Genomic DNA, 25,610 nt, shown 5'->3' on the forward strand with positions numbered 1-25,610 from the left:
GCCGCGCGGCCCTGTCCGTACGTACGGGACGGGTTGTCCGCCGTACGCAACGGGCCCCGCGGCGCTAGAGGTCGTCGGGGTCGGCGCGGTCCAGCGCGGGGCGCGGGCCCGGCGCCACCTCGTCCAGCAGATAGTCCGCGGCGGCGGTGTCGGTGACCAGGCTGGTGACCAGGCCCGAGCGCAGCACCGCCACGATGGCCTCGCGCTTGCGCGCGCCGCCGGCGATGGCGACCACCTCGGGGATCCGGCGCAGCCGGTCCGCCTCCACGGTGATGCACCGCTCCCCCAGGTCGCGGCCGATGCGCCGGCCCTCGGCGTCGAAGAGGTGCGCGGACATCTCGGCTGCGGCGCCCAGCGAGGCGTAGTGCTCGCGCTCGTCCTCGGAGAGCATGTCGTGCATGGCGGAGACGCCCGCCTCCCAGGAGCCGATGGAGACTGCGGCGACGGTCACCTTGTCGAAGTACTCGAAGGCACGGGCCACCCCGGTCTGGCTGCGCAGCGCGGTGGCGGTGGCGGCGTCGGGCAGCAGCATCGGCGCGTAGATGGGGTGGGCCTCGCCGCCGGCGACCTCGGCGGCGCGGCGCACCGCCTCCACGGACCCGCGCTCGGCGGTGCCCGCGTCGTAGACGCCGGTGAGCTGGACGACGGTGCACGGGGGCAGCCGGTGCAGCGCCTGCGCCATGTTGATCGTGGACCGGCCCCAGGCCAGGCCCAGCACATCGCCCTCGGTGACGAGCTCGGCGAGCAGGTCGGCGGCGACGCTGCCGAGGCTCTCCGGGTCACGGGTGTGGTCGGGCACGGCGTCGGCCGGGGCCTCCACGACGACGGCGTGCCGCAGCCCGAAGCGGGCGCGCAGGGCGTCGGAGCGCTCGGCGTCGAGTTCGGCGGGGACGCGGATCTCGATCCGTACGAGATCGCGTTCGAGGGCGGTCTCCAGCACCCGGGCGACCTTGAAGCGGCTGACGCCGAACTCGTCGGCGATCTGGATCTTGGACTTGCCCTCGAGGTAGAAGCGGCGGGCCATCGCCGCCGCCTGCACCAGCTCCGCGGGTCCCATCCGCGCAGCCGTCCGGCCCGTCGACACCGAGATCTCCTTTGCTCTCCCCAGCGGCGCTGCTCGAAGGCGCTGCCTGATCCTCAATACTTTCACGATCCGGGCCCGGAGGGACCGGCTCCGCGAGGCCGCAGGCCACGGGCCCGGGGCAGCGCCAGTGGTACGCGGACGCTAGTGGCAGCCCGCGGCCCAGGCCGCGCCCTCGCTGGCCGCCGCCGCCTGGGCGCGCAGCGCCCGCACCGCGGCGGCCGGGTCCTCGGCCCCGTACACCGCGGAACCCGCGACGAACACGTCCGCGCCGGCCTCGGCACACCGCTCGATGGTCTCCGCGGAGACGCCGCCGTCGACCTGCAGCCACAGCTCCAGGCCGTGCTTGGCGATCAGCTCCCGGGTGCGGCGCACCTTCGGCAGCATGATGTCCAGGAACGCCTGGCCGCCGAAGCCCGGCTCGACGGTCATGACCAGCAGCATGTCCAGCTCGGGCAGCAGATCCTCGTACGGCTCGACGGGGGTGGCGGGCTTGAGCGCCATCGCGGCCCGCGCCCCCTTCGCGCGCAGCTCGCGCGCCAGGCGCACCGGCGCGGCGGCGGCCTCGGCGTGGAACGTCACGGAGCCGGCGCCCGCGTCCACGAACGCCGGGGCCCAGCGGTCCGGCTCGTCGATCATCAGGTGGCAGTCCAGGGGGGTGTCGGTGGCCCGCCGCAGCGACTCGACGACCGGGACGCCGAGCGTCAGGTTGGGCACGAAGTGGTTGTCCATGACGTCGACGTGGAGCCAGTCGGCACCCGAGACGGCGTCCGCCTCCTCGGCGAGCCGTGCGAAGTCGGCGGAGAGGATGCTGGGGTTGATCTGGACTGCCATGCCCCCAGCCTGCCATGCCCGCGCGGGGGCCGGCGCCGCGGTCCCCGTACGGCCACTGTCTGTTCACCGTGCGCGGACCGGAATGCCGCTTCGGTGCCTGTCCCGCCGGCCGGGCCGGGGCCGCCCGCCTCTCAGCCGGTGCGGCGCAGCAGCGCGAGGTACATGGCGTCGGTGCCGTGGCGGTGCGGCCAGAGCTGGACGTCGGGCCCGTCGCCGAGGTCCGGTACGCCGGGCAGCAGCGGGCGGGCGTCGACCAGCTCGGCGGCGGGGGCGCCGGCCGCCTTCAGCACGTCGTCGACGACCGCGCGGGTCTCGGCGGGGTGCGGGGAGCAGGTGACGTAGCCGACGACGCCTCCGGTGCGTACCGCCCGCAGCGCGTCCTCCAGCAGCGCCCGCTGGAGGGGCGCGAAGCCCGCCAGGTCCTCCGGGCGGCGGCGCCAGCGGGCCTCGGGGCGGCGGCGCAGGGCGCCCAGGCCCGTACAGGGGACGTCGACCAGGACGCGGTCGAAGCCGCCGGGCCGCCAGGCCGGCCGGGTGCCGTCGGCGACGACGACCTGGTACGGGCCCGGGTTGCCGGCGAGCGCGCGGGCCACCAGCCGGGCCCGGTGCGGCTGCTTCTCGGCCGCCACCAGCGCCGCGCCGCGCTCCGCGGCCAGCGCCGCCAGCAGCGCCGCCTTGCCGCCGGGGCCCGCGCAGCCGTCGAGCCAGCGGGTGTCCGGGCCCTCCAGCGGCGCGTTGGCCAGCGCCAGCGCGACGAGCTGGCTGCCCTCGTCCTGCACCCCGGCCCGCCCGTCGCGGACCGCGTCCAGCGCGCCCGGGTCGCCGCCCTCGGCCAGCCGCACCGCGTACGGGGACCAGCGTCCCGGCAGCGTGTCCGGGCCGCTGAGGTCCGCCGGCACGGCCCGGCCGGGACGGGCGACGAGGGTGACCTCGGGCCGCTCGTTGTCGGCGGCGAGCAGCTCCTCCATCCCGGCCCGGCCGCCGCCGAGGGCGTCCCAGAGCGCGGAGACGATCCAGCGGGGGTGGGAGTGGACGACGGCCAGGTGCTCCTCGGGATCCTCGTCGTACGGCGGCGCGACCTCGGCCACCCACGCCTCGAGGTCGCGGGCGGCGATCCGGCGGAGCACGGCGTTGACGAACCGGGCCCGCCCGTCGCCCAGCACCACGCGCGCCAGCTCCACCGTCGCGGAGACCGCGGCGTGCGGCGGGATGCGGGTGCCGAGGAGCTGGTGGGCGCCGAGGCTGAGGACGTCCAGCACCTCCGGGTCGACCTCGCGCAGCGGGCGGTCGACGCACTCGGCGATGATCCGGTCGTACGTGCCCTGGCGCCGCAGCGTGCCGTAGACCAGCTCGGTGGCCAGCGCCGCGTCCCGGTCGTCGAACCCGCCGCGCTGCCGGGCCTGGCGGAGCAGGGGCGGCAGCACGAGGTTGGCGTAGGCGTCGCGCTCGTCGACTGCGCGCAGCGCGTCGAAGGCGAGGATCCGTACGGGGTCCTTCTGCGGCCTGCGGTAGGGCTTGGCGGGCCGGCGACGGCGCGGCTGGTCGCTCACGGTGAAATGTGCTCCGGGGCTGGCAGTTGCGTACACCGGAAGCCTACGCCCCGGGCGGCTGCTGCCCGTCGCCGAGGCGTTCGCCGGAGGCGATGCGCACCCCGCGCGCCCAGTCCGCCGCCGCCATCGGCCGCTTGCCCTGGGCCTGCACCCACTGCAGCTCCACGGCGTACGAACCGGTCCCCACGTGCACCGCGGACTTCGTCACGGCCAGCTCGCCGGGTGCCAGGCCGGTGCGCTCGGGGCGCAGGGCGACCGAGCGGATCTTCAGCCGCTCGCCGCGGCACGTCGTCCACGCGCCGGGCGCCGGCGTGCAGCCGCGCACCACGCGGTCGACGCGCAGCGCGGGGGCGGCGAAGTCCAGCCGGGCGTCCGCCACCTGGATCTTCGGCGCCGAGGTCACGCCCTCGGCGGGCTGCGGCACGGCCTTGAGGCTGCCGTCCTCGATCCCGTCCATGGTGGCGGCGAGCAGGCCCGCGCCGGCCATGGCCAGCCGGGTCAGCAGGTCGCCGCTGGTGTCGGTGGGCCGCACCTGCTCGGTGACGACCCCGAATACCGGCCCGGAGTCGAGCCCTTCCTCGATGCGGAACGTGGTCGCGCCGGTCACCTCGTCGCCGGCGAGGACCGCGTGCTGCACGGGCGCGGCGCCGCGCCAGGCGGGCAGCAGCGAGAAGTGCAGGTTGACCCAGCCGTGCACGGGGATGTCGAGCGCGGTCCTGGGCAGCAGCGCGCCGTACGCGACGACGGGGCAGCAGTCGGGGGCGATGGCCCGCAGCCGGTCCAGGAACTCCGGCTCCTTCGGCCGCCCGGGCTTGAGCACCTCGACGCCGGCCTCCTCGGCCCGCTGCGCGACCGGGCTCGCCACCAGCCGCCGGCCCCGCCCGGCGGGCGCGTCGGGCCGGGTGACGACGGCGGCGACCTGGTGCCGGTCCGACGCGAGCAGGGCGTCGAGTGCGGGGACGGCGACTTCCGGGGTACCGGCGAAAACGAGCCTCATGGGCGGTGCGGGTCCTCTCGGCGGCGATGGCGGCGGTGGTTCGTGCGGGCCGTGCAGTGCGGCCGTGCAGTGCGGGTGCGCTGACGGGAAGCGGCAGCAGCGGTGGCGGGGCGGGCCAAGTCTAGGACCCGGCGCAGGCCGGCACGGGGGCGGGCGCGGGCGGAACGCTGAGGTGCGGATACGCCCGGGGCGTGCGGTCGGCCGCACGCTCCCGGGCGCGGAGCGCGCGCCCCCGACCCGTGACCGCCGGGTAAGTGTCGCGTTGCTCAGTCAGGAAAGTGAAAAGTGACCGAAACGGGCCGCTCCGCAGCCCGATCCGAACGACGCCGGTTCGAGAGGCTTCTCCATGGCCGACCACGCAAGCCACGACGCCCAGGCGCGGGCGAGCCTGCAGCTCCTGGTGCGGGACATCGAAAGGGTGCGCAGGCAGGTCGACGCGCTGCGTACCCTCACCGCCCAGTTGGGCAACGTCTACCGCCCCCGGCGGACGGGCCCGTCCGCGGGCTTCGTCGTGTACGGGCGGGCCCCGGCGCCCACGGTGCGGCTCGCCCAGGAGCTGCGGGACAGCGTCGAGACGCTGGTGACCGCGGCCGTCGACTTCGACCGCTCGCTCGGCTTCTCCTGGGACGCGGTGGGCTCGGCGCTGGGCGTCACCAAGCAGGCGGTGCACCGCCGCTACGGCTCCCGCCGGGCCCAGCAGCCCGGCCGCGACGCCGCCGAGGCCGGCGGCCCCGCAGCCGCGGGCACGCTCCCGGTCGTCCCCGCCGCCCGCCCGGCCCCGGGCGGCCCGCCGCCGCAGGCGGCGCCGGACGCGGTGGCGATCACGCAGTCCTGAGGGCGGCGAGCCGGGGGCGAGGATGCGTCCGGCAGCGCTGGCCGCCAGGGGCCGCCCCGGTCACGGAGTCGATCCCGCCCCGGCAGACGCGGCGGCTCCCCGCCGCGCCGGGGTCGGTGACAGCGTAAGCGGCGCCGGACAGCAGCACCCGCGCCTGCACCACGCCGTGGGACACGCCCCCCGCGGCGCCGCAGGCCCATCCGCAGAGCCCGGCGGGGGCACGTTCAGCCGATGTCCGGCGGGTCGATGCGGATCCGCAGCGCCGGACCCGCGCGGCGGGCCATGCGGGCGGCCTGTGCCGCCTTGAGGGCCGCCGCCAGGGCACCTCCGTGACCAGGCGGTACGCGCAGCAGGATCCGCTCCCACGGCTCCCCCGGCGCCGGGCCCCCGCCCGCAGCCGCCCGCGGACCGGCGGGCGGCTGCGGCACCGGCACGGGACCCAGCACCTCCGTCGACGGCGGCAGCTCCGCGCCGCCGACGAACGCCGTGACCGCTTCCCCCGGTCCCCAGACCGCCGCCATCCGGGAGACCGGGGGGAAGCCCAGCTCCGCCCGCTCCCCCAGCTCCGTGCGGGCGAAGCCCGCCGGGTCCCAGCGCACCAGGGCCTGCACCGGCCGCTGCGCCGGGTCGGCGACGACGGCCGCGACCCCGCCGGCGGCGGCGCCGCGGACCAGCGCGGCGGCGGTCAGCCAGCGCCGCAGCGCCTCCTCCCCGGCCCGCAGGTCCGGGCGGTTCAGCAGCGCCCAGCCGTCGAGCAGCAGCGCCGCGGCGTACCCGCCCTCCGCGACGGGCTCGGCGCCCGGCGTGCTGACGACCAGCGCCGGGGCATCCGGGACCCGCGCCAGCACATGGTCGCGGCCGGACGTGCGCACCGGCACCGACGGGAACGCCCGCCCCAGCTCCTCCGCCGTCCGCCGGGCGCCGACGACCTGCGCGCGCAGCCGCGTACCCCCGCACTCGGGGCAGCGCCAGGCGGACTCCGGCGTAGCGCACCAGCCGCACACCAGCGCCTGACCGCGACCCTCGCCGACCAGCGGCCCCGCGCAGCGGACGCAGCGCGCGGGCGCGCGGCAGCGGGCGCAGGCCAGCCGGGGCGCGTACCCGCGGCGGGGCACCTGCACCAGCACCGGGCCTGCACGCAGGCCCTCCCGGGCGACCTGCCACGCGAGCGTCGGCAGCCGGGCGGCGCGGGCCGCCGCGTCGCGGGCCTGCTCGCTGTCGCCGACGGTCCGGACGAGCGGGGCGGCCGACCGGACCGTCTCGCGGGCGGCGGCGACGGGCTGGGCCCAGCCGCTCTCGACGTAGCGCGCGGCCTCGACGCTGCACGCGTGGCCGCCGACGAGAAGCGCGGCGTGCTCGCGGCCGGCGCGCAGGGCGAGGATCTCGCGGGCGTGCGGCTGCGGGGCGCGGTCGTCGGCGTGGGAGGTGTCGGCGTCGTCCCAGATGGCGGCGAGGCCGAGGTCCCGTACGGGCGCGAAGGCGGCGGCCCGGGTGCCGACGACGCCGCGGACGGCACCGCGGCTGACGGCGAGCCAGCGGCGGTAGCGGGCCTCGGGCCCGGCGTCGGCGGTGAGCAGCACGTGCCGGCCGCGGCCGACGAGGGCGGTCAGCGCCTCGTCGACGCGGGCGGCGGCGCGGCCGTCGGGCAGCACGGCGAGCGCGCCGCGGCCGGCGGCCAGCGCGGCGGCCAGCGCGCGGGCCAGCTCGTCGGGCCAGTCGGGTCCTGGCAGCGCCGTCCACACCGCGCGCGGGGCGCCGCCGTCGGCCAGCGCTGTGAGCAGCTCGGGCCCGTTCCCGTAGCGCGTCCAGCCTCCGGGGCCGGGGGCCGGGGGCGGCGGCAGCGGGTCGGGCGAGGGCTTCTTCTCCGCGCGGGCCATCCGCGGCGGCAGCGCGAGCTGGACGACGTCGGCCAGGGCGCCGGCGTACCGGTCGGCGACGGCCTGGCACAGGCCCAGGAGCTCCGCTCCCAGGACGGGCTCGGGCGAGAGGACCTGGGCGAGCGGCGCGAGCGTACCGGGGAAGTCGCTGTCGGCCCGGCGCTCGACGACGTACCCGTTGATCAGCCCGCCGCCCTCCCGGCGCCCCTCGCGCTCGCCGGCGCCGAAGCGGACGCGCACGCGCACGCCGGGGCGCGCCTCGGCGTCCATGGCGGCGGGCACGGCGTAGTCGAAGAGGCGGTCGAGGTGGAGCAGCCCCTTGTCGACCAGGACGCGGGCGACGGGCAGCTCCTCGGCAAGCGGGGCGCCGCGCCAGGTGCGCGGGCGGGCGCGGGGGCCCTTGGCCTTGCGCACGGTCTCCCGGATGAGCGCGAGCTGCTCCGCCCCCTCCGGTGCCGGCCGCCGGCCGTCGTCGCTGCTCACCTCTTTGTCCTACCAGACGCCGCGGACACCCCGCCGGACAGCCCGCAGCCCCGGACCGGGGTCCGGGGCTGCGGGAACGGCTGGCGCGCTCAGCTGCCGGCGGCCTTGCGCAGGGCGTCGACGCGGTCGGTCCGCTCCCAGGTGAAGTCGGCCAGCGGGCGGCCGAAGTGGCCGTACGCGGCGGTCTGGGAGTAGATCGGGCGCAGCAGGTCCAGGTCGCGGATGATGGCGGCCGGGCGCAGGTCGAAGACCTCGGAGATGGCGTTCTCGATCTTCTCGACGTCGACCGTCGCGGTGCCGAAGGTCTCGACGAAGAGCCCGACCGGCTCGGCCTTGCCGATCGCGTACGCCACCTGCACCTCGCAGCGCGAGGCGAGGCCGGCGGCCACGACGTTCTTGGCGACCCAGCGCATGGCGTAGGCGGCGGAGCGGTCGACCTTGGAGGGGTCCTTGCCGGAGAAGGCGCCGCCGCCGTGCCGGGCCATGCCGCCGTAGGTGTCGATGATGATCTTGCGTCCGGTGAGCCCGGCGTCGCCCATGGGGCCGCCGATCTCGAACCGGCCGGTGGGGTTGACCAGCAGGCGGTAGCCCTCGGTGTCCAGCTTGATGCCGTCGTCGAGGAGGGCCTTGAGCTCCGGCTCGACGACGAACTCGCGGATGTCGGGCGTCAGCAGGGAGTCGAGGTCGATGTCGGAGGCGTGCTGCGAGGAGACGACGACGGTGTCGAGACGGGCCGCCTTGTCGCCGTTGTACTCGATGGTGACCTGCGTCTTGCCGTCGGGGCGCAGGTAGGGGATGGTCCCGTTCTTGCGGACCTCGCTGAGCCGGGCCGACAGCCGGTGCGCCAGGTGGATGGGCAGCGGCATCAGCTCGGGCGTCTCGTCGCAGGCGTAGCCGAACATCAGCCCCTGGTCGCCGGCGCCCTGCAGGTCGAGGTCGTCGCCGCCGGACCCTTCGACACGGCTCTCGTACGCGGTGTCCACGCCCTGGGCGATGTCCGGCGACTGGGAGCCGATGGAGACGGAGACGCCGCAGGAGGCGCCGTCGAAGCCCTTCTTCGACGAGTCGTAACCGATCTCGAGGATCTTGTTGCGCACGAGGGTCGCGATGTCCGCGTAGCCCGAGGTGGTGACCTCGCCGGCCACGTGCACCTGGCCGGTGGTGATCAGCGTCTCGACGGCGACACGGGAGTGCGGGTCGTCCGTGAGCAGGGCGTCGAGGATGGCGTCGCTGATCTGGTCAGCGATCTTGTCGGGGTGGCCCTCGGTGACGGACTCCGAGGTGAAAAGGCGGCGGGACACATCGCTCCCCATGGTCGCAGCGGCTGCTGGCTGAATCGGTTGCGGACCCGGCCGGGCGCTTCCGGGACGGGCCCGCGGGCCATTTTATCCGGCAGTCTCGCCCAGGGGACAACCCGTCTCGGTCCCTGGATGCCCGTTGACCAGGGGAACCGCAGGTTCCCTCAGGGGTTCCCCGTGGCAAGCGGCAATAAACTGCCCGGAGTGTCGCCTCGGCTGCCTCAGGAATCGAGCCGCTGCGCCACGAGGTCCCACACCACGTCGGCCAGGGCCTCCTTCGGGCCGTACGGCACGGCCACCTCGTGCCCGTCGGCGGTGAGCACCACGGCCTCGTTGCCGTCCGAGCCGAACGCCTTGGTCTCGCCCACCTCGTTGACGACGAGCAGGTCGCAGCCCTTGCGGGCGAGCTTGGCGCGGCCGTTGGCGAGCACGTCGTCGGTCTCGGCGGCGAAGCCGACGACGACCTGCCCGGCGCGCGGGCGGCCGGCGGAGATCCCGGCGAGGATGTCGGGGTTGCGGGTCAGCGCGATCGGGTCCGGCTCGCGGTCGTCCTTCTTCTTGATCTTGCCCGTGGCGTAGGTCACCGGGCGGAAGTCGGCGACGGCGGCGGCCATGACCACGGCGTCGGCGTCGCCCGCGGCCTTCACCACGGCCTCCTGCAGCTCCACGGCGGTGCCGACGCGGACGACGTCGGCGCCCGCGGGGTCGGGCAGCGCGGTGTTCGCGGCCAGCAGCGTGACCCGGGCGCCGCGGGCGACGGCGGTACGGGCCAGAGCGTAGCCCTGCCGGCCCGACGAGCGGTTGCCCAGGAAGCGGACGGGGTCCAGCGGCTCGCGGGTGCCGCCGGCGCTGACGACGACGTGCCGCCCGGCGAGGTCGGGGGCCAGGCCCCCGGCGCCGCGGGCGAGCGCGCGGCGGCAGACCTCGAAGATCTCCGCCGGCTCCGGCAGCCGTCCCTTGCCGGTGTCGGCGCCGGTGAGCCGGCCGACGGCGGGCTCGATGACGACGGCGCCGCGGGCCCGCAGCGTGGCGACGTTGGCCTGGGTGGCGGGGTGCTCCCACATCTCGGTGTGCATGGCCGGGGCGTAGACGACCGGACAGGAGGCGGTGAGCAGCGTGTTCGTCAGCAGGTCGTCGGCCAGGCCGTGGGCGGCCCTGGCGAGCACGTCGGCGGTGGCGGGGGCGACGACCACGAGGTCGGCCCGCCGGCCGATCCGCACGTGCGGGACCTCGTGCACGTCCGCCCAGGTCTCGGTGGCGGCGGGGCGGCCGGAGAGCGCCGCCCAGGTGGCCTCGCCGACGAAGTGCAGCGCGGCGGCCGTGGGCACGGCCCGTACCGCGTGACCCGACTCGGTGAACAGCCGCAGCAGCTCGCACGCCTTGTACGCCGCGATGCCGCCGCTGACGCCCAGCACCACCTCGGCAGGTGCCGCTGCTCCTGCCGCTGCCGTTTCCCCGGCTGCTTCCGCCATGTCCCGCTCCCCGCCGCTCGTCGCCTGCACTCCCCCCATGACACACCACAGGCCCGGCAGCCGCGCTGCCGGGCCCGGTGGATGAGGGATGCCTACTGCGCGGGGCCCTCGGTGGCCTCGGAGGTCAGCAGACCCGCGTTGATCTCGCGGAGCGCGATGGACAGCGGCTTCTCGTGCACGTGGGTGTCCACCAGCGGGCCGACGTACTCCAGCAGGCCCTCGCCGAGCTGGGAGTAGTACGCATTGATCTGCCGCGCGCGCTTCGCCGCGTAGATCACGAGGCTGTACTTGGAGTCCGTGGCCTCAAGCAGCTCGTCGATCGGCGGGTTGATGATGCCCTCGGGCGCGGTGATGGGAGAGGACAACCTATCCAGCCTTCCAGTGAAACTTCACGAATCAAACCTGCATCAAGGCTAGCAGCTCGGCGGAGACGTCCTCGACAGAGGTGTTGACCAGGGTCGCGTCGAACTCCTCCTCGGCCGCCAGCTCCGTGCGCGCCGCGTCCAGCCGGCGCTCGATGACCGCCGGCGGCTCCGTGCCGCGCCCGGTCAGCCGGCGCACCAGCTCGTCCCAGCTCGGCGGGGCGAGGAAGACCAGCAGCGCCTCCGGCATGCTCTCCCGGACCAGCCGCGCCCCCTGCAGGTCGATCTCCAGCAGCACGGGCTCGCCGGCGTCCAGCCGCTCCAGCACGGGCCCGCGGGGGGTGCCGTACCGGTTGCCGGAGAACTCCGCCCACTCCAGCAGCTCGCCGTTGGCGACGAGCTTGTCGAACTCGTCGTCGCTGACGAAGAAGTACTGGACACCGTGCCGCTCGCCGGGGCGGGGCCTGCGGGTCGTCGCGGAGACCGAGAGCCACACCTCGGGATGGACCTTGCGCAGATGCGCGACGACCGTGCTCTTGCCGACCCCGGAGGGGCCGGAGAGCACGGTCAGCCGCGGACGATCTGCCGGCGGGACGGGGGCCGCCCCCCGGGAGAAGGCTGTACTCATGCAGCGATTATCCCGGTTTCCGGAAGTGCCTCGGACCGTCAGGAACCGGTGCTGCCGAACTCACGCTCCAGCGAGGCGATCTGGTTGGACCCCAGACCGCGCACCCGGCGGCTCTCGGAGATACCGAGCCGCTCCATGATCTGCTTGGCACGCACCTTGCCCACGCCGGGCATGGACTCAAGCAGGGCGGAGACCTTCATCTTGCCGATGACATCGTTCTCCTGGCCCTGCTTGATCACGTCGTGCAGGGAAGCGCCGGAGTGCTTCAGCCGATTCTTGACCTCGGCGCGCTCCCGGCGAGCCGCTGCGGCCTTCTCGAGCGCGGCTGCGCGCTGTTCAGGGGTAAGGGGCGGAAGAGCCACGCCTACGTCACCTCGGATGTCGAACTAATCGGATATGGAACGGTGTGGAACCTAGTGGCCCCGCACCTGCGGAGCAACGAGCAACGCGCTGGCGCCCGCGCTCTGATGACGGAGACTAGCGGCCGAGAACGCGCCAGTCAGCGAGAACAGACGAAAAGTCCTGGTCAGACTCAAGTTCCGCGACAAGTTCTGGGTATATCACCCGGTTTATGAGGATACTTTCCGTACGTCATCGGCCAATTGTTCGGCCGCCGTCCGCAGCCTCGCGATATCCGGTCCGTGGGCCAGCACCGACCGGCTTGCGCTCGGCAGGACCTGGGGCAGTGCGGCGCCGAAGAGCCGCGGGAGGTCGGCCGGCGCGGCGCCCTGGGCGCCGATGCCGGGGGCCAGCAGCGGGCCGCCTGTGGCCAGGTCGGCGCCGGCCTCGGCGAGGGTGGCGCCGACGACGGCACCGACCGAACCGAGCGGCCCGGCACCGCGGTTCTCGGCGGCGATGTGGTCCAGCATCGTCTGCGCCACACTCCGCGCGCCGTGCGCGCCGTGCGCGCCGTGCACGACGGCGCGCTGCACCTCGGCGCCCTCCGGGTTGGACGTGAGCGTGACGACGAACACGCCGGCGCCCGCCGCGCGGGCGGCGTCCAGCGCCGGGCGCAGGGACTCGTACCCGAGGTAGGGCGTGACGGTCAGCGCGTCGGAGCGCAGCGGGGCGTCCTTGTCGAGGTAGGCCGCGGCGTAGCCGCCCATCGTCGAGCCGATGTCCCCGCGCTTGGCGTCCATGAGGACCAGCGCCCCGGCCGCCCGGGCCACCGTGACGGCCTTCTCCAGGACGGCGATGCCGCGGGAGCCGAAGCGCTCGAAGAACGCGGACTGCGGCTTGAGCACGGCGACGCGGTCGGCCAGCGCCTCCACGGCGGTCATCGTGAACCGCTCCAGACCCGCCGGGTCGTCCGGCAGCTCCCAGCGGGCCAGCAGCGAGGCGTGCGGGTCGATGCCGACGCACAGCGGGCCGCGGGCGGCCATCGCGCGGTGCAGCCGGAGGCCGAAGGGCTCGGGGGGCTCGGGGGGCTCGGGGGGCTCGGAGGGCAGGGGGTGCCGGGGGTGCTGGGCGTTCGGGTTCACGGGTTCGCCTTCCTGGTGTCGGCGCCGACGGCGTCGGCGAGGGTGGCGTACGGGGACGCGGCCAGCAGCTCCGCCAGGCCGCGGTGGATCCTGCGCGGCCACAGCGGGCCCTCGTAGATGAAGCCGCTGTAGCCCTGGACGAGGGTGGCGCCGGCGAGAATGCGCTCCCAGGCGTGCCCGGCGGTCTCGACGCCGCCGGCGCCGACGAGCACGATGCCGTTCTCGCCGGGCGCGCCCACACGGGCGTAGAGGCGGCGCAGCACCTCAAGGGAGCGGCGCCGCAGCGGCGCCCCGGACAGCCCGCCGGCGCCGATGGACTCGACGCGGGCCGGCGCGGTGGTCAGGCCCTCGCGGGCGATGGTGGTGTTGGTGGCGATGATGCCGTCGAGGCCCAGTTCCAGGGCCAGGTCGGCGACCGCGTCGACATCCGCGTCGGCGAGGTCGGGGGCGATCTTGACCAGCAGCGGTACGCGCGCGGCGCCGCCAGGGACGCGGTCGGCGGCGGCGCGGACCGCTTCGAGCAGCGGGCGCAGGTGGTGGACGGCCTGGAGGTCGCGCAGGCCCGGCGTGTTGGGCGAGGAGACGTTGACGACGAGGTAGTCGGCGTGGCCGGCGAGCCGTTCCGTGGATGTGACGTAGTCGGCGATCGCACCCGATTCGGGGACGGCCTTGGTCTTGCCGATGTTGACGCCGACGACGGCGTTCGGCCGGTACGGGGTGCGCTGCCCGAACCGCCGTCGGGCGAGGCGGGCGGCGACGGCGGCGGAGCCGTCGTTGTTGAAGCCCATCCGGTTGACCAGCGCCCGGTCGGGGATCAGCCGGAAGAGCCGGGTCGGCTCGTTGCCGGCCTGGGGACGGGCGGTGACGGTGCCGACCTCGACGAAGTCGAAGCCGAGCATGGTCAGCCCGTCGACGCCGACCGCGTTCTTGTCGAAGCCCGCGGCGAGCCCGAAGGGGCCGGGGAAGTCGATGCCGAGGGCGCGGATGCGCAGCTCGGGGTGGCGGGGGGCCGCGGTGGCCCGCACCGCGCTGCGCACGCCGGGTGCGGCGGCGGCGCCGCGGATGGCCGCGAACGCCAGGCCGTGGGCCCGCTCGGGGTCCATGCGGGCGAGGACGGCGCGGAAGAGCAAGGGGTACATAAGGGACCTTCGGCTGCTTCGGGTGCCGTGCCCCGCCGGCCCGGCGGTGGTCCGGCGGGGCGGCGGTGGCCGACGGGGCGGCGGGGACGGGAGGGGGCTCGGCGGGTCGGGGCTGCGGCTAGCGGGAGCGGGCCTCGGTGAGGTGCCCGGCGTGCTCCTGGAGGGAGCGCACCCCCACCTCGCCGCGGGTCAGCGCCTCGATGCCCTGGACGGCGGCGGCCAGCGCCTGGACCGTCGTCAGGCACGGCACCCCGCGGGCGACGGCGGCGGTGCGGATGTCGTAGCCGTCGAGCCGGCCGCCGGTGCCGTAGGGGGTGTTGACGATGAGGTCGACGTCGCCGTCGTGGATCAGTTGCACGATCGTCCGCTCGCCGTCAGGACCCGGGCCCTGCGAGTGCTTGCGTACGACGGTCGCGGCGATGCCGTTGCGCCTGAGCACCTCGGCGGTGCCGGAGGTCGCCAGCAGCTCGAAGCCGTGCTGGACCAGCTCGCGGGCGGGGAAGACCATGGAGCGCTTGTCGCGGTTGGCGACCGAGACGAACGCCCGGCCGCGGGTGGGCAGCGCGCCGTACGCGGCGGCCTGCGACTTGGCGTACGCCGTGCCGAAGACGCTGTCGATGCCCATGACCTCCCCCGTGGAGCGCATCTCCGGGCCGAGCACGGTGTCGACTCCCCGGCCGCGGATGTCGCGGAAGCGCGTCCACGGCAGCACCGCCTCCTTCACCGAGATCGGCGCGTCCAGCGGCAGGGTGCCGCCGTCGCCGGTGGCCGGCAGCATGCCCTCCGCGCGCAGCTCGGCGACGGTGGCGCCGAGCGAGATGCGGGCGGCGGCCTTGGCCAGCGGCACGGCGGTGGCCTTGGAGGTGAAGGGGACGGTACGGGAGGCGCGCGGGTTGGCCTCCAGGACGTACAGGATGTCCCCGGCCAGCGCGAACTGGATGTTGATCAGCCCGCGTACGCCGACACCGCGCGCGATGGCCTCGGTGGAGGTGCGCAGCCGCTTGACGTCGTGCCCGCCGAGGGTGATGGGAGGCAGCGCGCAGGCGGAGTCGCCGGAGTGGATGCCGGCTTCCTCGATGTGCTCCATGACGCCGCCGAGGTACAGCTCGTGGCCGTCGTAGAGCGCGTCGACGTCGATCTCGATGGTGTCGTCGAGGAACCGGTCGATGAGCACGGGGTGCGCGGAGACGAGCCCTGCGTGCCGTTCCAGGTACGCGGCCAGCGACGGCTCGTCGTAGACGATCTCCATGCCGCGCCCGCCGAGCACGTACGACGGGCGCACCATGACCGGGTAGCCGATCCCGGCGGCGATCGTCTTGGCCTCGGCGAAGGAGAACGCGGTGCCGTGCTTGGGCGCCGGCAGCCCCGCCTCGGCGAGCACGCGGCCGAACGCGCCGCGGTCCTCGGCGGCGTGGATCGCCTCCGGCGACGTGCCCACGACGGGCACGCCGTTGTCCTTCAGCGCCTGCGCGAGCCCCAGCGGGGTCTGCCCGCCGAGCTGGACCAGGACGCCGGCGACCGGCCCCGCCTGGGTCTCGGCGTGCACGACCTCCAGCACGTCCTCGAGCGTCAGCGGCTCGAAGTACAGCCGGTCGGAGGTGTCGTAGTCGGTGGAGACGGTCTCCGGGTTGCAGTTGACCATCACGGTCTCGTAGCCCGCCTCGCTGAGGGCGAAGGAGGCGTGGACGCAGGAGTAGTCGAACTCGATGCCCTGGCCGATGCGGTTGGGGCCGGAGCCGAGGATGATCACCGCGGGGCGCTCGCGCGGGGCGACCTCGGTCTCCTCGTCGTAGGAGGAGTAGAGGTACGGAGTGCGCGCGGCGAACTCGGCGGCGCAGGTGTCGACCGTCTTGTACACCGGGCGTACGCCCAGCGCGTGCCGCACCTCGCGCACCACGTCCTCGCGCAGCCCGCGCACGCGCGCGATCTGGGCGTCGGAGAAGCCGTGGCGCTTGGCGTGCGCGAGGAGGCCGGGGCCGAGGTGGTCCGCGGCGGCCAGCTCGTCGGCGATCTCCTTGATCAGGAAGAGCTGGTCGACGAACCAGGGGTCGATCCGCGTCGCCTCGTGCACCTCCGCCTGGGTGGCGCCGGCCCGGATGGCGGCCATCACCGTGTTCAGCCGGCCGTCCGTGGGCACGGCGGCCCGCGCGAGCAGCGCGGCCTTCTCCCGGGGGCCGGGCGGCGGGCCGCCGAAGTCGAACGGGGCGTCCTTCTTCTCGACCGAGCGCAGCGCCTTGTTCAGCGCCTCGGTGAAGTTGCGGCCGATGGCCATGGCCTCGCCGACCGACTTCATCGTGGTGGTGAGCGTCGCGTCGGCGGCCGGGAACTTCTCGAAGGCGAAGCGGGGCACCTTCACCACCACGTAGTCGAGCGTGGGCTCGAAGGACGCGGGGGTCTCGCGGGTGATGTCGTTGGGGATCTCGTCGAGGGTGTAGCCCACGGCCAGCTTCGCGGCGATCTTGGCGATCGGGAAGCCGGTGGCCTTGGAGGCGAGCGCGGAGGAGCGGGAGACGCGCGGGTTCATCTCGATGACGACGACCCGGCCGTCGGCCGGGTCGACGGCGAACTGGATGTTGCAGCCGCCGGTGTCGACGCCGACCTCGCGGATGACCGCGATGCCGATGTCGCGCAGGATCTGGTACTCACGGTCGGTGAGCGTCATCGCCGGGGCTACGGTCACGGAGTCGCCGGTGTGCACGCCCATCGGGTCGAGGTTCTCGATGGAGCAGACGACCACGACGTTGTCGTGCTTGTCGCGCATCAGCTCCAGCTCGTACTCCTTCCACCCGAGGATGGACTCCTCCAGCAGCACCTCGGTGGTCGGCGAGAGCGCGAGCCCCTGGCCGGCGATGCGGCGCAGCTCCTCCTCGTCGTGCGCGAAGCCGGAGCCCGCGCCGCCCATGGTGAACGAGGGGCGTACGACCACGGGGTAGCCGCCGAGCTGGCCGACGCCGGCCAGCACCTCGTCCATGGAGTGGCAGATCACCGAGCGGGCCGAGTCGCCGTGCCCGGTCTTGCGGCGGACCTCCGCGACGACCTCCTTGAACTGGTCGCGGTCCTCGCCCTTCTGGATGGCCTCGACGTTGGCGCCGATCAGTTCCACGCCGTACTTCTCCAGCACCCCCGCCGCGTGCAGCGAGACCGCGGTGTTGAGCGCGGTCTGCCCGCCGAGGGTGGGCAGCAGGGCGTCGGGGCGCTCCCGGGCGATGATCTTCTCGACGAACTCGGGCGTGATCGGCTCGACGTACGTCGCGTCGGCGATCTCCGGGTCGGTCATGATCGTCGCCGGGTTGGAGTTGACGAGCACGACGCGCAGGCCCTCGGCCCTGAGCACGCGGCACGCCTGCGTGCCGGAGTAGTCGAACTCGGCGGCCTGGCCGATGACGATCGGGCCCGAGCCGATGACCAGGACGGACCGGATATCGGTGCGCTTAGGCACGCTGGGCTCCCTGTTCTGCCTGTGCGGCCTGTTCTGCGTGGTCTGCGTGGTCTGCGTGGTCTGCGTGGGCGGTCATGAGCGAGACGAAGCGGTCGAAGAGGTACGCCGCGTCGTGCGGCCCCGCCGCCGCCTCGGGGTGGTACTGGACGGAGAACGCCGGCCGGTCCAGCAGCCGCAGGCCCTCGACGACCTGGTCGTTGAGGCACACGTGGCTGACCTCGGCGCGCCCGTACGGGGTGTCGGAGACCGCGTCCAGGGGGGCGTCGACGGCGAAGCCGTGGTTGTGCGCGGTGACCTCGACGCGGCCCGTGGTCCGGTCCTGGACGGGCTGGTTGATGCCGCGGTGGCCGTACTTCAGCTTGTACGTGCCGAAGCCGAGGGCGCGGCCGAGGAGCTGGTTGCCGAAGCAGATGCCGAACAGCGGGGTGCCGCGCTCCAGCACCGCGCGGACCACGGTGAGGTCGGCGGCGGCCGGGTCGCCGGGGCCGTTGGACAGGAACACGCCGTCCGGCCCGACGGCGTAGACCTCCTCGGCCGTGGCGGTGGCGGGCAGCACGTGCACCTCGATGCCGCGCTCGGCCATGCGCTGCGGCGTCATGCCCTTGATGCCGAGGTCGAGCGCGGCGACGGTGAAGCGCTTCGCGCCGATCGCGGGGACGACGTACGGCTCGTCGGTGGCGACCTCGGGCGCGAGGTCGGCGCCCTTCATCTGCTCCTGCTCCCGCACCCGGGCGAGCATCGCGTCGGGGCCGGTGACCTTCTCGCCGGAGAAGATGCCGACGCGCATGGCGCCGCGCTCGCGCAGATGCCGGGTGATCGCGCGGGTGTCGACGCCGGAGATCCCGACGACGCCCTGGCGGCGCAGCTCCTCGTCGAGGGAGCGGGTGGCGCGCCAGTTGGAGGGGACCCGGGCGGGGTCGCGCACGACGTAGCCGGAGACCCAGATGCGGGCCGACTCGGCGTCCTCGTCGTTGACGCCGGTGTTGCCGACGTGCGGGGCGGTCATGACGACGACCTGGCGGTGGTACGAGGGGTCGGTCAGGGTCTCCTGGTAGCCGGTCATGCCGGTGGAGAACACGGCTTCGCCGAACGTCTCCCCCGTGGCTCCGTAGGCACGGCCGCGGAAGGTGCGGCCGTCTTCGAGGACGAGTACTGCGGGGCTCCCCTGGCCGCGGTGGGCTGCGGTCATCGTCTGCCTTCCGTGGTGGTGCTGTCTGCGGTGCTCGCGGCGTCGGCGACGGGAGCGTTCTCTGCGGCTTTCCCGGCGGGCGGCCCGCCGAGCGCCGCCACCCAGGCGGCGTGCTCGGCGGCGCGGTCGGAGCGGAACCCGGAGTCGTACTCCGCGCCGGCGTGCTCCCAGGTGATCACCAGCAGCCCGCCCTCGGTGAGGACCTTGCCGGCGATGGCCTTGTCGAGCCGGGCGCCGCGCAGGTGCGCGGCGGGGACGAAGAAGTCGGCCGACCCGGGGCGTACGACCACGAGGCCCCGCTCGGTGAGGGTCAGCTCGACGCGGCTGCGTACGCCCAGGCCGTGGGCGACGATGCGCTCCAGCCACTGCCCGGCGGCGGTGGTGCCGTGGTAGCGCCCGGCCAGCTCCAGGCGCACCGCGCCGGGGTCGTCGGGGATGGGGGGCAGGTCCGGAATGCCGGACTGGAGCTGGCCGCGCCACTTCCAGCCCTCGCGCATCAGCCAGTAGACGAGCGCGATGAACAGGATCAGGCCGACGACCCAGCCGATGCGCGCCGCCCAGTCGGTGACCGGCTGCGACTGCCGCTCGTCGGCGATGAGGGTACCGCCCATGCCCTGAAGGCCATGGGGGAGGGTGGCGAGGCTCACGCCGGCTCCCCTCCGGCCAGGGTGGCCCGGCCGCGCAGGAACGTATGCGTGATCCGGCCGGGCAGCTCACGGCCTGCGTAGGGGGTGTTCCGGCTGCGGGAGACGAAGGTGTGCGGGTCCACCGGACCACGGTAGGACGGATCGAGCAGGGTGAGGTTGGCGGGCTCGCCGGGGGCGATGGGCCGGCCGTGGCCGTCGAGGCGGCCGATGGCGGCGGGGCGGAAGGACATCCGGTCGGCGACGCCGGACCAGTCGAGCAGGCCGGTGTCGACCATCGTCTCCTGCACGACGGACAGCGCCGTCTCCAGGCCGACCATGCCCATGGCCGCGGCGGCCCACTCGCAGTCCTTGTCCTCCTGCGGGTGCGGGGCGTGGTCGGTGGCGACGCAGTCGATGGTGCCGTCGGCCAGCGCCTCGCGCAGCGCGCGTACATCGGTCTCGGTGCGCAGCGGCGGGTTGACCTTGTAGACCGGGTCGTAGGAGCGGACCAGTTCGTCGGTGAGCAGCAGGTGGTGCGGGGTGACCTCGGCGGTGACGCGCCAGCCCTTGGACTTCGCCCACCGCACGATCTCCACCGAGCCGGCGGTGGACAGGTGGCAGACGTGCACCCGGGAGTCGACGTGGGCGGCGAGCAGCACGTCCCGGGCGATGACCGACTCCTCGGCCGCGGCGGGCCAGCCGCCGAGACCCAGCTCGGCGGAGACGACGCCCTCGTTCATCTGGGCGCCCGCGGTCAGCCGCGGCTCCTGCGCGTGCTGCGCGACGACGCCGTCGAACGCCTTCACGTACTCCAGCGCCCGGCGCATGATCACGGCGTCGTCCACGCACTTGCCGTCGTCGGAAAAGACCACGACGCCGGCCGCCGACTCGTGCATGGCGCCCAGCTCGGCGAGCTGCTTGCCCTCGAGCCCCACGGTGACGGCGCCGACCGGCTGCACGTCGCAGTAGCCGGACTCGCGGCCGAGCCGCCAGACCTGTTCGACGACGCCCGCCGTGTCGGCGACGGGGAAGGTGTTGGCCATCGCGTGTACGGCGGTGAAGCCGCCCTTCGCGGCGGCGCGGGTGCCGGTCAGGACGGTCTCGGAGTCCTCGCGGCCGGGCTCGCGCAGGTGGGTGTGGAGGTCGACCAGGCCGGGCAGCAGGATGTGCCCGGCGGCCTCGACCACGTCGGCGCCGTCGGCCGGCAGCGCCACGCCGGGCTCGGCGACCTCGGCGATGGTCTCGCCGTCGATCAGGACGTCCCGGGCCTCACCGCCGAGGACCTGCGCGCCGCGGATCAGGGTCTTGCTCATCGGTGGGTCTCCTCGGTGCGTGCGGTGGTCGGGGCGGGCGGGGTGTTCGTGCCGGTGGCCGTGCCCGCGGTCGTGGCTGCTGCCGTGCCCGCTGCCGTGCCCGCGGGGGGCGCCTCTCCCGGTGCGCCGCCGAGCAGCAGGTAGAGCACGGCCATGCGGATGGAGACGCCGTTGGCGACCTGCTCGACCGCCGTGCAGCGGGGCGAGTCGGCCACCTCGGCGGTGATCTCCATGCCGCGGTTCATCGGGCCGGGGTGCATGACGAGGGCGTGCTCGGGCATGCGCGCCATCCGGTCGCCGTCGAGGCCGTAGCGGCGGGCGTACTCGCGTTCGGTCGGGAAGAACGCGGCGTTCATCCGCTCCCGCTGCACCCGCAGCATCATCACGCCGTCGGACTTCGGCAGCACGGCGTCCAGGTCGTACGAGACCTCGCAGGGCCAGCGTTCCACGCCGACGGGCACCAGCGTGGGCGGCGCGACGAGGGTGACCTCGGCGCCGAGGGTGTGCAGCAGGAGCACGTTGGAGCGGGCGACCCGGCTGTGCAGGATGTCGCCGACGACGGTGATCCGGCGGCCGTCGAGCCCGCCGCCGGTGCCGGGCGCCAGGTGGCGGCGCATGGTGAAGGCGTCGAGGAGCGCCTGCGTGGGGTGCTCGTGGGTGCCGTCGCCGGCGTTGACGACGGAGCCGTTGATCCAGCCGGAGGTGGCCAGCCGGTGCGGGGCGCCGGAGTCGTGGTGGCGGATGACGACGGCGTCCGCGCCCATGGCCTCCAGGGTCAGGGCGGTGTCCTTCAGCGACTCGCCCTTGGAGACGGACGAGCCCTTGGCGGAGAAGTTGATGACGTCGGCGGAGAGCCGCTTGGCGGCGGCTTCGAAGGAGATGCGGGTGCGGGTGGAGTCCTCGTAGAAGAGGTTCACCACCGTCCGGCCGCGCAGGGTGGGCAGCTTCTTGATGGGCCGGTCCGCGATCCTGGCCAGTTCCTCGGCGGTGTCGAGGATCAGCACGGCGTCGTCGCGGGACAGGTCGGCGGCCGAGATGAGATGGCGCTTCACTGGGTGCTCCGGGGTGTGGTGGGTACGGCGGGTCGCGCGCCGCGGCTCACGGGGGTGTGCGCCCCCGGCGGCCGGCAGGGCGGGGCGGGCGTCCTACTTGGAGCCGAGCAGCACGGCGTCGCGGCCGTCCTCCTCGGTGAGCTGGACGCGGACCGTCTCCCGCAGCGACGTGGGGAGGTTCTTGCCGACGTAGTCGGCGCGGATGGGCAGCTCGCGGTGGCCGCGGTCGACCAGGACGGCGAGCTGCACTGCCCGCGGTCTGCCGATGTCGTTCAGCGCGTCGAGCGCCGCGCGGATCGTGCGGCCGGAGAAGAGCACGTCGTCCACGAGCACCACGAGCCGGCCGTCGATCCCCTCCGCGGGGATGTCCGTGCGGGCCAGCGCGCGGGGCGGGCCCAGGCGCAGGTCGTCGCGGTACATCGTGATGTCGAGCGAGCCGACGCCCGACTGGCCGAACTTCCTGCCGGTGATCTCCTCGAGCTTCGCGGCGAGCCGGTGGCCGAGCCACACGCCGCGGGTCGGGATGCCCAGGAGCACCACGTCGTGGGCGCCTTTGGTGCGCTCCACGATCTCGTGCGCGATGCGGGTCAGCACCCGCTGGATGTCCGGCGCCTCCAGAACGGGCCGCGCCGGGTCGGGGCTGCCTGTGTCGTGCATGTCCATACGGAAAGGACCCCCTTCCCCGCCTCACAGGACGGGCGTTAAAGGACGTCAGGTCCCCTCTACCGTAACAGCGCGCCCGGACACCACCACCGCCGGGCCCGGACCGCGCCACCGTCGCGCGCCTACCACCCTCATGGGTGGCGACCGGATGAATCTTCCGCTTGACGAAGCCAAGTTACGCTGCGTAACCTCACAGTGAGTTACCAGACTGTCGTCCGGGGAGCCATATGTCCAGCGAATACGCCAAACAGCTCGGGGCCAAGCTCCGGGGCATCCGTACCCAGCAGGGCCTCTCACTGCACGGCGTGGAGGAGAAGTCCCAGGGGCGCTGGAAGGCCGTCGTCGTCGGGTCGTACGAGCGCGGGGACCGTGCGGTCACCGTGCAGCGGCTGGCCGAGCTGGCGGACTTCTACGGGGTGCCTGTGCAGGAGCTTCTCCCGGGTTCGGCGCCCGGCGGGGCCGCGGAGCCGCCGCCGAAGCTCGTGCTGGACCTGGAGCGCCTCGCCCAGATCCCCGCCGAGAAGGCGGGCCCGCTGCAGCGCTATGCGGCGACGATCCAGAGCCAGCGCGGGGACTACAACGGCAAGGTCCTCTCGATCCGCCAGGACGACCTGCGGACGCTCGCGGTGATCTACGACCAGTCGCCTTCCGTGCTGACCGAGCAGCTCATCGGCTGGGGCGTCCTGGACGCCGACGCCCGCCGCGCGGTCGTGGTCCACGAGGACGCCTGACGGGCGTCAGCAGCAGAAACGTACCGCCGCCGGCGGGTCGGACCCGTCCGGGTCCGACCCGCCGGCGGCGGCAGTCCGCAGGAGAGGCGCGCGGAGCGCTAGGTCCTGTCCGACCGCGCGCCGTCCGGCACCTCCTCCGCCGGGACGGCGCCGGAGTCCCCGGTGGCCGCCGCGTCGCCGCTCTCGTCCCGCGCCGCGCTCCGGCCCCCGTCGGCGTCGGTGTCACGGCCCTGGTCCGCACCGGCATCCCGGCCCGCCTGCGGCGCCGACGCGCCGTCCGCGTCCGCTCCCGGCTCCGGGACCGCCTTCGCTTCAGCCGCCGCCTCCGGGCTCGCGTCCGCGTCCCTGCGCAGCCGGGGCTTCAGCTCCTGGAGCCGGCCGAGCAGGCCGTTGACGAAGCCCGGGGAGTCGTCCGTGGAGAACTCCTTGGTGAGCTGCACCGCCTCGTCGATCGCGACCGCGTCCGGCGTCTCGTCCTCCCAGATCAGCTCGTACGCGCCCAGCCGCAGGATGCTGCGGTCCACGACCGGCATCCGGTCCAGCGTCCAGCCGACCGAGTACGAGCCCAGCAGCTCGTCAATGCGGGCGGCGTGCTCCGCGTACCCCTCGACCAGCCGCCGCGTGAAGTCTCCGACCGGCGGCTGCCGGGGGTCGGTCCGGCCCAGCCGGATCCAGTCCTCCAGCACCTGCCCGGCAGGCGCGCCGCGCTGATCGGACTCGAAGATGATCTGGAACGCGCGCTTGCGAGCCGTGTTCCGTGCGGCCACGTCAGCCGCTCACGCGGCCGAGGTACTCGCCGGAGCGGGTGTCGACCTTGATCTTCTCGCCGGTGCTGATGAACAGCGGGACCTGGATGGAAAAGCCGGTCTCCAGCTCGGCCGGCTTCGTGCCGCCGGTGGAGCGGTCGCCCTGCACGCCCGGGTCGGTCTGCGCGACGGTCAGCTCGACGGCCGCCTGCAGCTCGACGTAGAGCGGCGTGCCCTCGTGCAGCGCCACGGTGGCCTCGAAGCCCTCGAGCAGGTAGTTGGCGGCGTCGCCGACGGTCTTGAGATCGACGTGGATCTGGTCGTACGTCTCCATGTCCATGAAGACGTAGTACTCGCCGTCCTTGTACGAGAACTGCATGTCCCTGCGGTCGACGCTGGCCGTCTCGACCTTCACCCCGGCGTTGAACGTCTTGTCGACGGTCTTGCCGGAGAGCACGTTCTTCAGCTTCGTACGGACGAATGCAGGGCCCTTGCCGGGCTTGACGTGCTGGAACTCGACGACGGACCAGAGCTGGTCGCCGTCGAGCTTGAGCACCAAGCCGTTCTTCAGGTCGTTCGTGGTGGCCACGTCGCGAAATCTCCTGGACTGCGTGGACGACAAAGGAGGCCCGGATTCGCCTGCGACCCGGCCGGGGTCAGAGCGCGAGCAGTTCCTTGGTCGTGATGGTGAGTAGCTCGGGACCGCCGTCCGCCGGCGAGCGGACGACGAGCGTGTCATCGATCCGGACCCCGCCCCGGCCGGGGAGATAGACTCCCGGCTCGACGGTGACCGGCACACGAACGTCCAGTTTACCCATCGCCCCCGGGGCCAGCCGCGGGTCCTCGTCGATTTCGAGCCCCACGCCGTAGCCGGTGAACGGCCCGACGCCCTCGCCGTGTCCGGCGGCGGTGAGCACCTGGCGCGCCGCCCGGTCCACTTCGCGGTACTCCACCCCCGGCGTCAGCGCCTCCCGGCCGGCCCGCTGCGCGGCGAAGACCAGGTCGTACAGCTCGATCTGCCAGGCGTCGGGGGCGGTGCCGACGACGAAGGTGCGGCCGATCTCGCAGCGGTAGCCGCGGTAGCGCGCGCCCAGGCAGACGGTGAGGAAGTCGCCCTCCTCCACCCGCCGGTCGGTCGGTACGTGCCCGGCGCGGCCGGCGTGCGGCCCGGTGCCGACGGCGGTGGGGAACGCCGGCCCCTCGGCGCCGTGGTCGACGAGCCGCCGCTCCAGCTCCAGCGCCAGGTGCCGCTCGGTGCGGCCGACGAGGATGGACTCCAGCAGCTCGCCGAGGGCCTGGTCGCCGATCTCGGCGGCGATCCGCAGGCAGGCGATCTCCTCGTCGTCCTTGACGAGGCGCTGCTGCTCCACGGCGCGGGACAGGTCCGTCAGCGCGAGCCGGGGCGCGACGGAGGCCAGGGCGCGGTGCCTGGCCACGGTCAGGTGGTGCTCCTCGACGGCCAGCGCGGTGGCGCCGCCGGCGGCGGCGAGCCCGGTGGCCGCGACGGCGGCGTCCCCGTCGGGGCCGCCGAGGGCGTGGACGCGCAGGTCGTCGGGGTGCGGGACGCCGGCCGGGTCCTGCGCGGGGTCGCCGGGGCGTACGAGTATGTCCTCGCCGGCTCCGAGCAGCAGGACGGCCCCCGGGGGGGCGCAGCCGGCGAGGTAGGTGATGTTCGCCGGCCGGGAGACGAGCACCGCGTCACTGCCGGCCGCCTCGCAGTGAGAGCGCAGCCGGGTACGGCGGGCAGCGTGCACCTCGGGCATGATCCGAGCCTAGGGCGGCGAGGTGCGCGGGGCCGCCCGAGCGCGTCCGTA

The 25,610-nt window shown here is 74.4% G+C and carries 22 protein-coding genes and 1 pseudogene; 2 read left to right on the top strand and 21 right to left on the bottom strand.

Going from position 1 to position 25,610, the window contains the following annotated elements; genetic code table 11:
* Positions 1-64 precede the first annotated feature (64 nt).
* The 4 genes from B124_RS00910 to fmt form a co-directional block, all read right to left on the bottom strand.
* Positions 65-1,057 (bottom strand): sugar-binding transcriptional regulator, encoded by a 993-nt coding sequence (locus tag B124_RS00910; protein WP_496500760.1) that lies wholly within the window; start codon positions 1,055-1,057, stop codon positions 65-67.
* Between the two features lie 168 nt (positions 1,058-1,225).
* Positions 1,226-1,915 carry a ribulose-phosphate 3-epimerase gene (gene rpe / locus B124_RS00915; RefSeq protein ID WP_496500641.1) on the bottom strand — a complete coding sequence of 230 codons (690 nt, stop codon included), beginning with the start codon at positions 1,913-1,915 and terminating at the stop codon, positions 1,226-1,228.
* A gap of 131 nt (positions 1,916-2,046) precedes the next feature.
* Entirely contained in the window at positions 2,047-3,465 is a 1,419-nt protein-coding gene (locus B124_RS00920) for an RsmB/NOP family class I SAM-dependent RNA methyltransferase (RefSeq protein ID WP_496500642.1), read from the bottom strand.
* Between the two features lie 43 nt (positions 3,466-3,508).
* Positions 3,509-4,462: a methionyl-tRNA formyltransferase gene (gene fmt / locus B124_RS00925; protein WP_496500643.1), complete on the bottom strand. Its 954-nt coding sequence runs from the start codon at positions 4,460-4,462 to the stop codon at positions 3,509-3,511.
* 346 nt (positions 4,463-4,808) lie between these two features.
* Between fmt and B124_RS00930 the strand changes: the two genes are divergently transcribed.
* Positions 4,809-5,297: a hypothetical protein gene (locus tag B124_RS00930; RefSeq protein WP_496500644.1), complete on the top strand. Its 489-nt coding sequence runs from the start codon at positions 4,809-4,811 to the stop codon at positions 5,295-5,297.
* Positions 5,298-5,521: 224 nt separating this feature from the next.
* On the opposite strand, the gene B124_RS00935 is transcribed toward B124_RS00930, so the two are convergent.
* From B124_RS00935 to pyrR, 14 genes are all read right to left on the bottom strand, one after another.
* Positions 5,522-7,657: a primosomal protein N' gene (locus tag B124_RS00935; protein WP_496500645.1), complete on the bottom strand. Its 2,136-nt coding sequence runs from the start codon at positions 7,655-7,657 to the stop codon at positions 5,522-5,524.
* Positions 7,658-7,746: 89 nt separating this feature from the next.
* Positions 7,747-8,958 carry a methionine adenosyltransferase gene (gene metK / locus B124_RS00940; RefSeq protein ID WP_496500646.1) on the bottom strand — a complete coding sequence of 404 codons (1,212 nt, stop codon included), beginning with the start codon at positions 8,956-8,958 and terminating at the stop codon, positions 7,747-7,749.
* Positions 8,959-9,176: 218 nt separating this feature from the next.
* A complete protein-coding gene (gene coaBC / locus B124_RS00945) occupies positions 9,177-10,427 on the bottom strand; it encodes a bifunctional phosphopantothenoylcysteine decarboxylase/phosphopantothenate--cysteine ligase CoaBC (RefSeq protein ID WP_496500647.1) in 1,251 nt (416 codons plus the stop codon).
* 92 nt (positions 10,428-10,519) lie between these two features.
* Positions 10,520-10,792, bottom strand: coding sequence for a DNA-directed RNA polymerase subunit omega (gene rpoZ, locus B124_RS00950; RefSeq protein WP_018836705.1), 273 nt, complete (start codon positions 10,790-10,792; stop codon positions 10,520-10,522).
* Between the two features lie 31 nt (positions 10,793-10,823).
* Entirely contained in the window at positions 10,824-11,417 is a 594-nt protein-coding gene (gene gmk / locus B124_RS00955) for a guanylate kinase (RefSeq protein WP_496500648.1), read from the bottom strand.
* A gap of 38 nt (positions 11,418-11,455) precedes the next feature.
* Complete coding sequence (locus B124_RS00960; protein WP_018836707.1) at positions 11,456-11,779, bottom strand: integration host factor; 324 nt, start codon at positions 11,777-11,779, stop codon at positions 11,456-11,458.
* Positions 11,780-11,986: 207 nt separating this feature from the next.
* Positions 11,987-12,865: an orotidine-5'-phosphate decarboxylase gene (gene pyrF, locus B124_RS00965; RefSeq protein WP_496500761.1), complete on the bottom strand. Its 879-nt coding sequence runs from the start codon at positions 12,863-12,865 to the stop codon at positions 11,987-11,989.
* A gap of 29 nt (positions 12,866-12,894) precedes the next feature.
* A complete protein-coding gene (locus B124_RS00970) occupies positions 12,895-14,037 on the bottom strand; it encodes a quinone-dependent dihydroorotate dehydrogenase (protein ID WP_496500649.1) in 1,143 nt (380 codons plus the stop codon).
* Positions 14,038-14,155: 118 nt separating this feature from the next.
* On the bottom strand, positions 14,156-17,476 hold the full coding sequence (carB, locus tag B124_RS00975) for a carbamoyl-phosphate synthase large subunit (RefSeq protein ID WP_496500650.1): 3,321 nt from the start codon (positions 17,474-17,476) through the stop codon (positions 14,156-14,158).
* Positions 17,469-18,665: a glutamine-hydrolyzing carbamoyl-phosphate synthase small subunit gene (gene carA / locus B124_RS00980; RefSeq protein ID WP_496500651.1), complete on the bottom strand. Its 1,197-nt coding sequence runs from the start codon at positions 18,663-18,665 to the stop codon at positions 17,469-17,471. Before carA ends, carB begins: the two co-directional genes overlap by 8 nt.
* Entirely contained in the window at positions 18,662-19,276 is a 615-nt protein-coding gene (locus B124_RS00985) for a PH-like domain-containing protein (protein WP_496500762.1), read from the bottom strand. The genes carA and B124_RS00985 overlap by 4 nt, the downstream gene beginning before the upstream one ends.
* A gap of 32 nt (positions 19,277-19,308) precedes the next feature.
* Complete coding sequence (locus B124_RS00990) at positions 19,309-20,604, bottom strand: dihydroorotase (RefSeq protein ID WP_496500652.1); 1,296 nt, start codon at positions 20,602-20,604, stop codon at positions 19,309-19,311.
* The gene (locus B124_RS00995) at positions 20,601-21,656 is read right to left on the bottom strand and encodes an aspartate carbamoyltransferase catalytic subunit (RefSeq protein WP_496500653.1); all 1,056 of its coding nucleotides are present in this window, start codon (positions 21,654-21,656) and stop codon (positions 20,601-20,603) included. Before B124_RS00995 ends, B124_RS00990 begins: the two co-directional genes overlap by 4 nt.
* A 93-nt stretch (positions 21,657-21,749) precedes the next feature.
* The gene (gene pyrR, locus B124_RS01000) at positions 21,750-22,319 is read right to left on the bottom strand and encodes a bifunctional pyr operon transcriptional regulator/uracil phosphoribosyltransferase PyrR (protein WP_496500654.1); all 570 of its coding nucleotides are present in this window, start codon (positions 22,317-22,319) and stop codon (positions 21,750-21,752) included.
* Between the two features lie 227 nt (positions 22,320-22,546).
* On the opposite strand from pyrR, the gene bldD reads away from it, so the two are divergent.
* Complete coding sequence (gene bldD / locus B124_RS01005; protein ID WP_018836716.1) at positions 22,547-23,050, top strand: transcriptional regulator BldD; 504 nt, start codon at positions 22,547-22,549, stop codon at positions 23,048-23,050.
* Positions 23,051-23,391: 341 nt separating this feature from the next.
* Here bldD and nusB read toward each other — a convergent pair.
* From nusB to B124_RS01020, 3 genes and pseudogenes are all read right to left on the bottom strand, one after another.
* Positions 23,392-23,817 (bottom strand): annotated as a pseudogene (nusB, locus tag B124_RS01010) (transcription antitermination factor NusB); the annotation flags it as partial.
* 1 nt (position 23,818) lies between these two features.
* A complete protein-coding gene (efp, locus tag B124_RS01015; RefSeq protein ID WP_496500655.1) occupies positions 23,819-24,385 on the bottom strand; it encodes an elongation factor P in 567 nt (188 codons plus the stop codon).
* Positions 24,386-24,452: 67 nt separating this feature from the next.
* Complete coding sequence (locus B124_RS01020) at positions 24,453-25,559, bottom strand: aminopeptidase P family protein (RefSeq protein WP_496500656.1); 1,107 nt, start codon at positions 25,557-25,559, stop codon at positions 24,453-24,455.
* Positions 25,560-25,610: the final 51 nt, after the last annotated feature.

Source organism: Streptomyces sp. CNP082 (genome assembly GCF_059570535.1).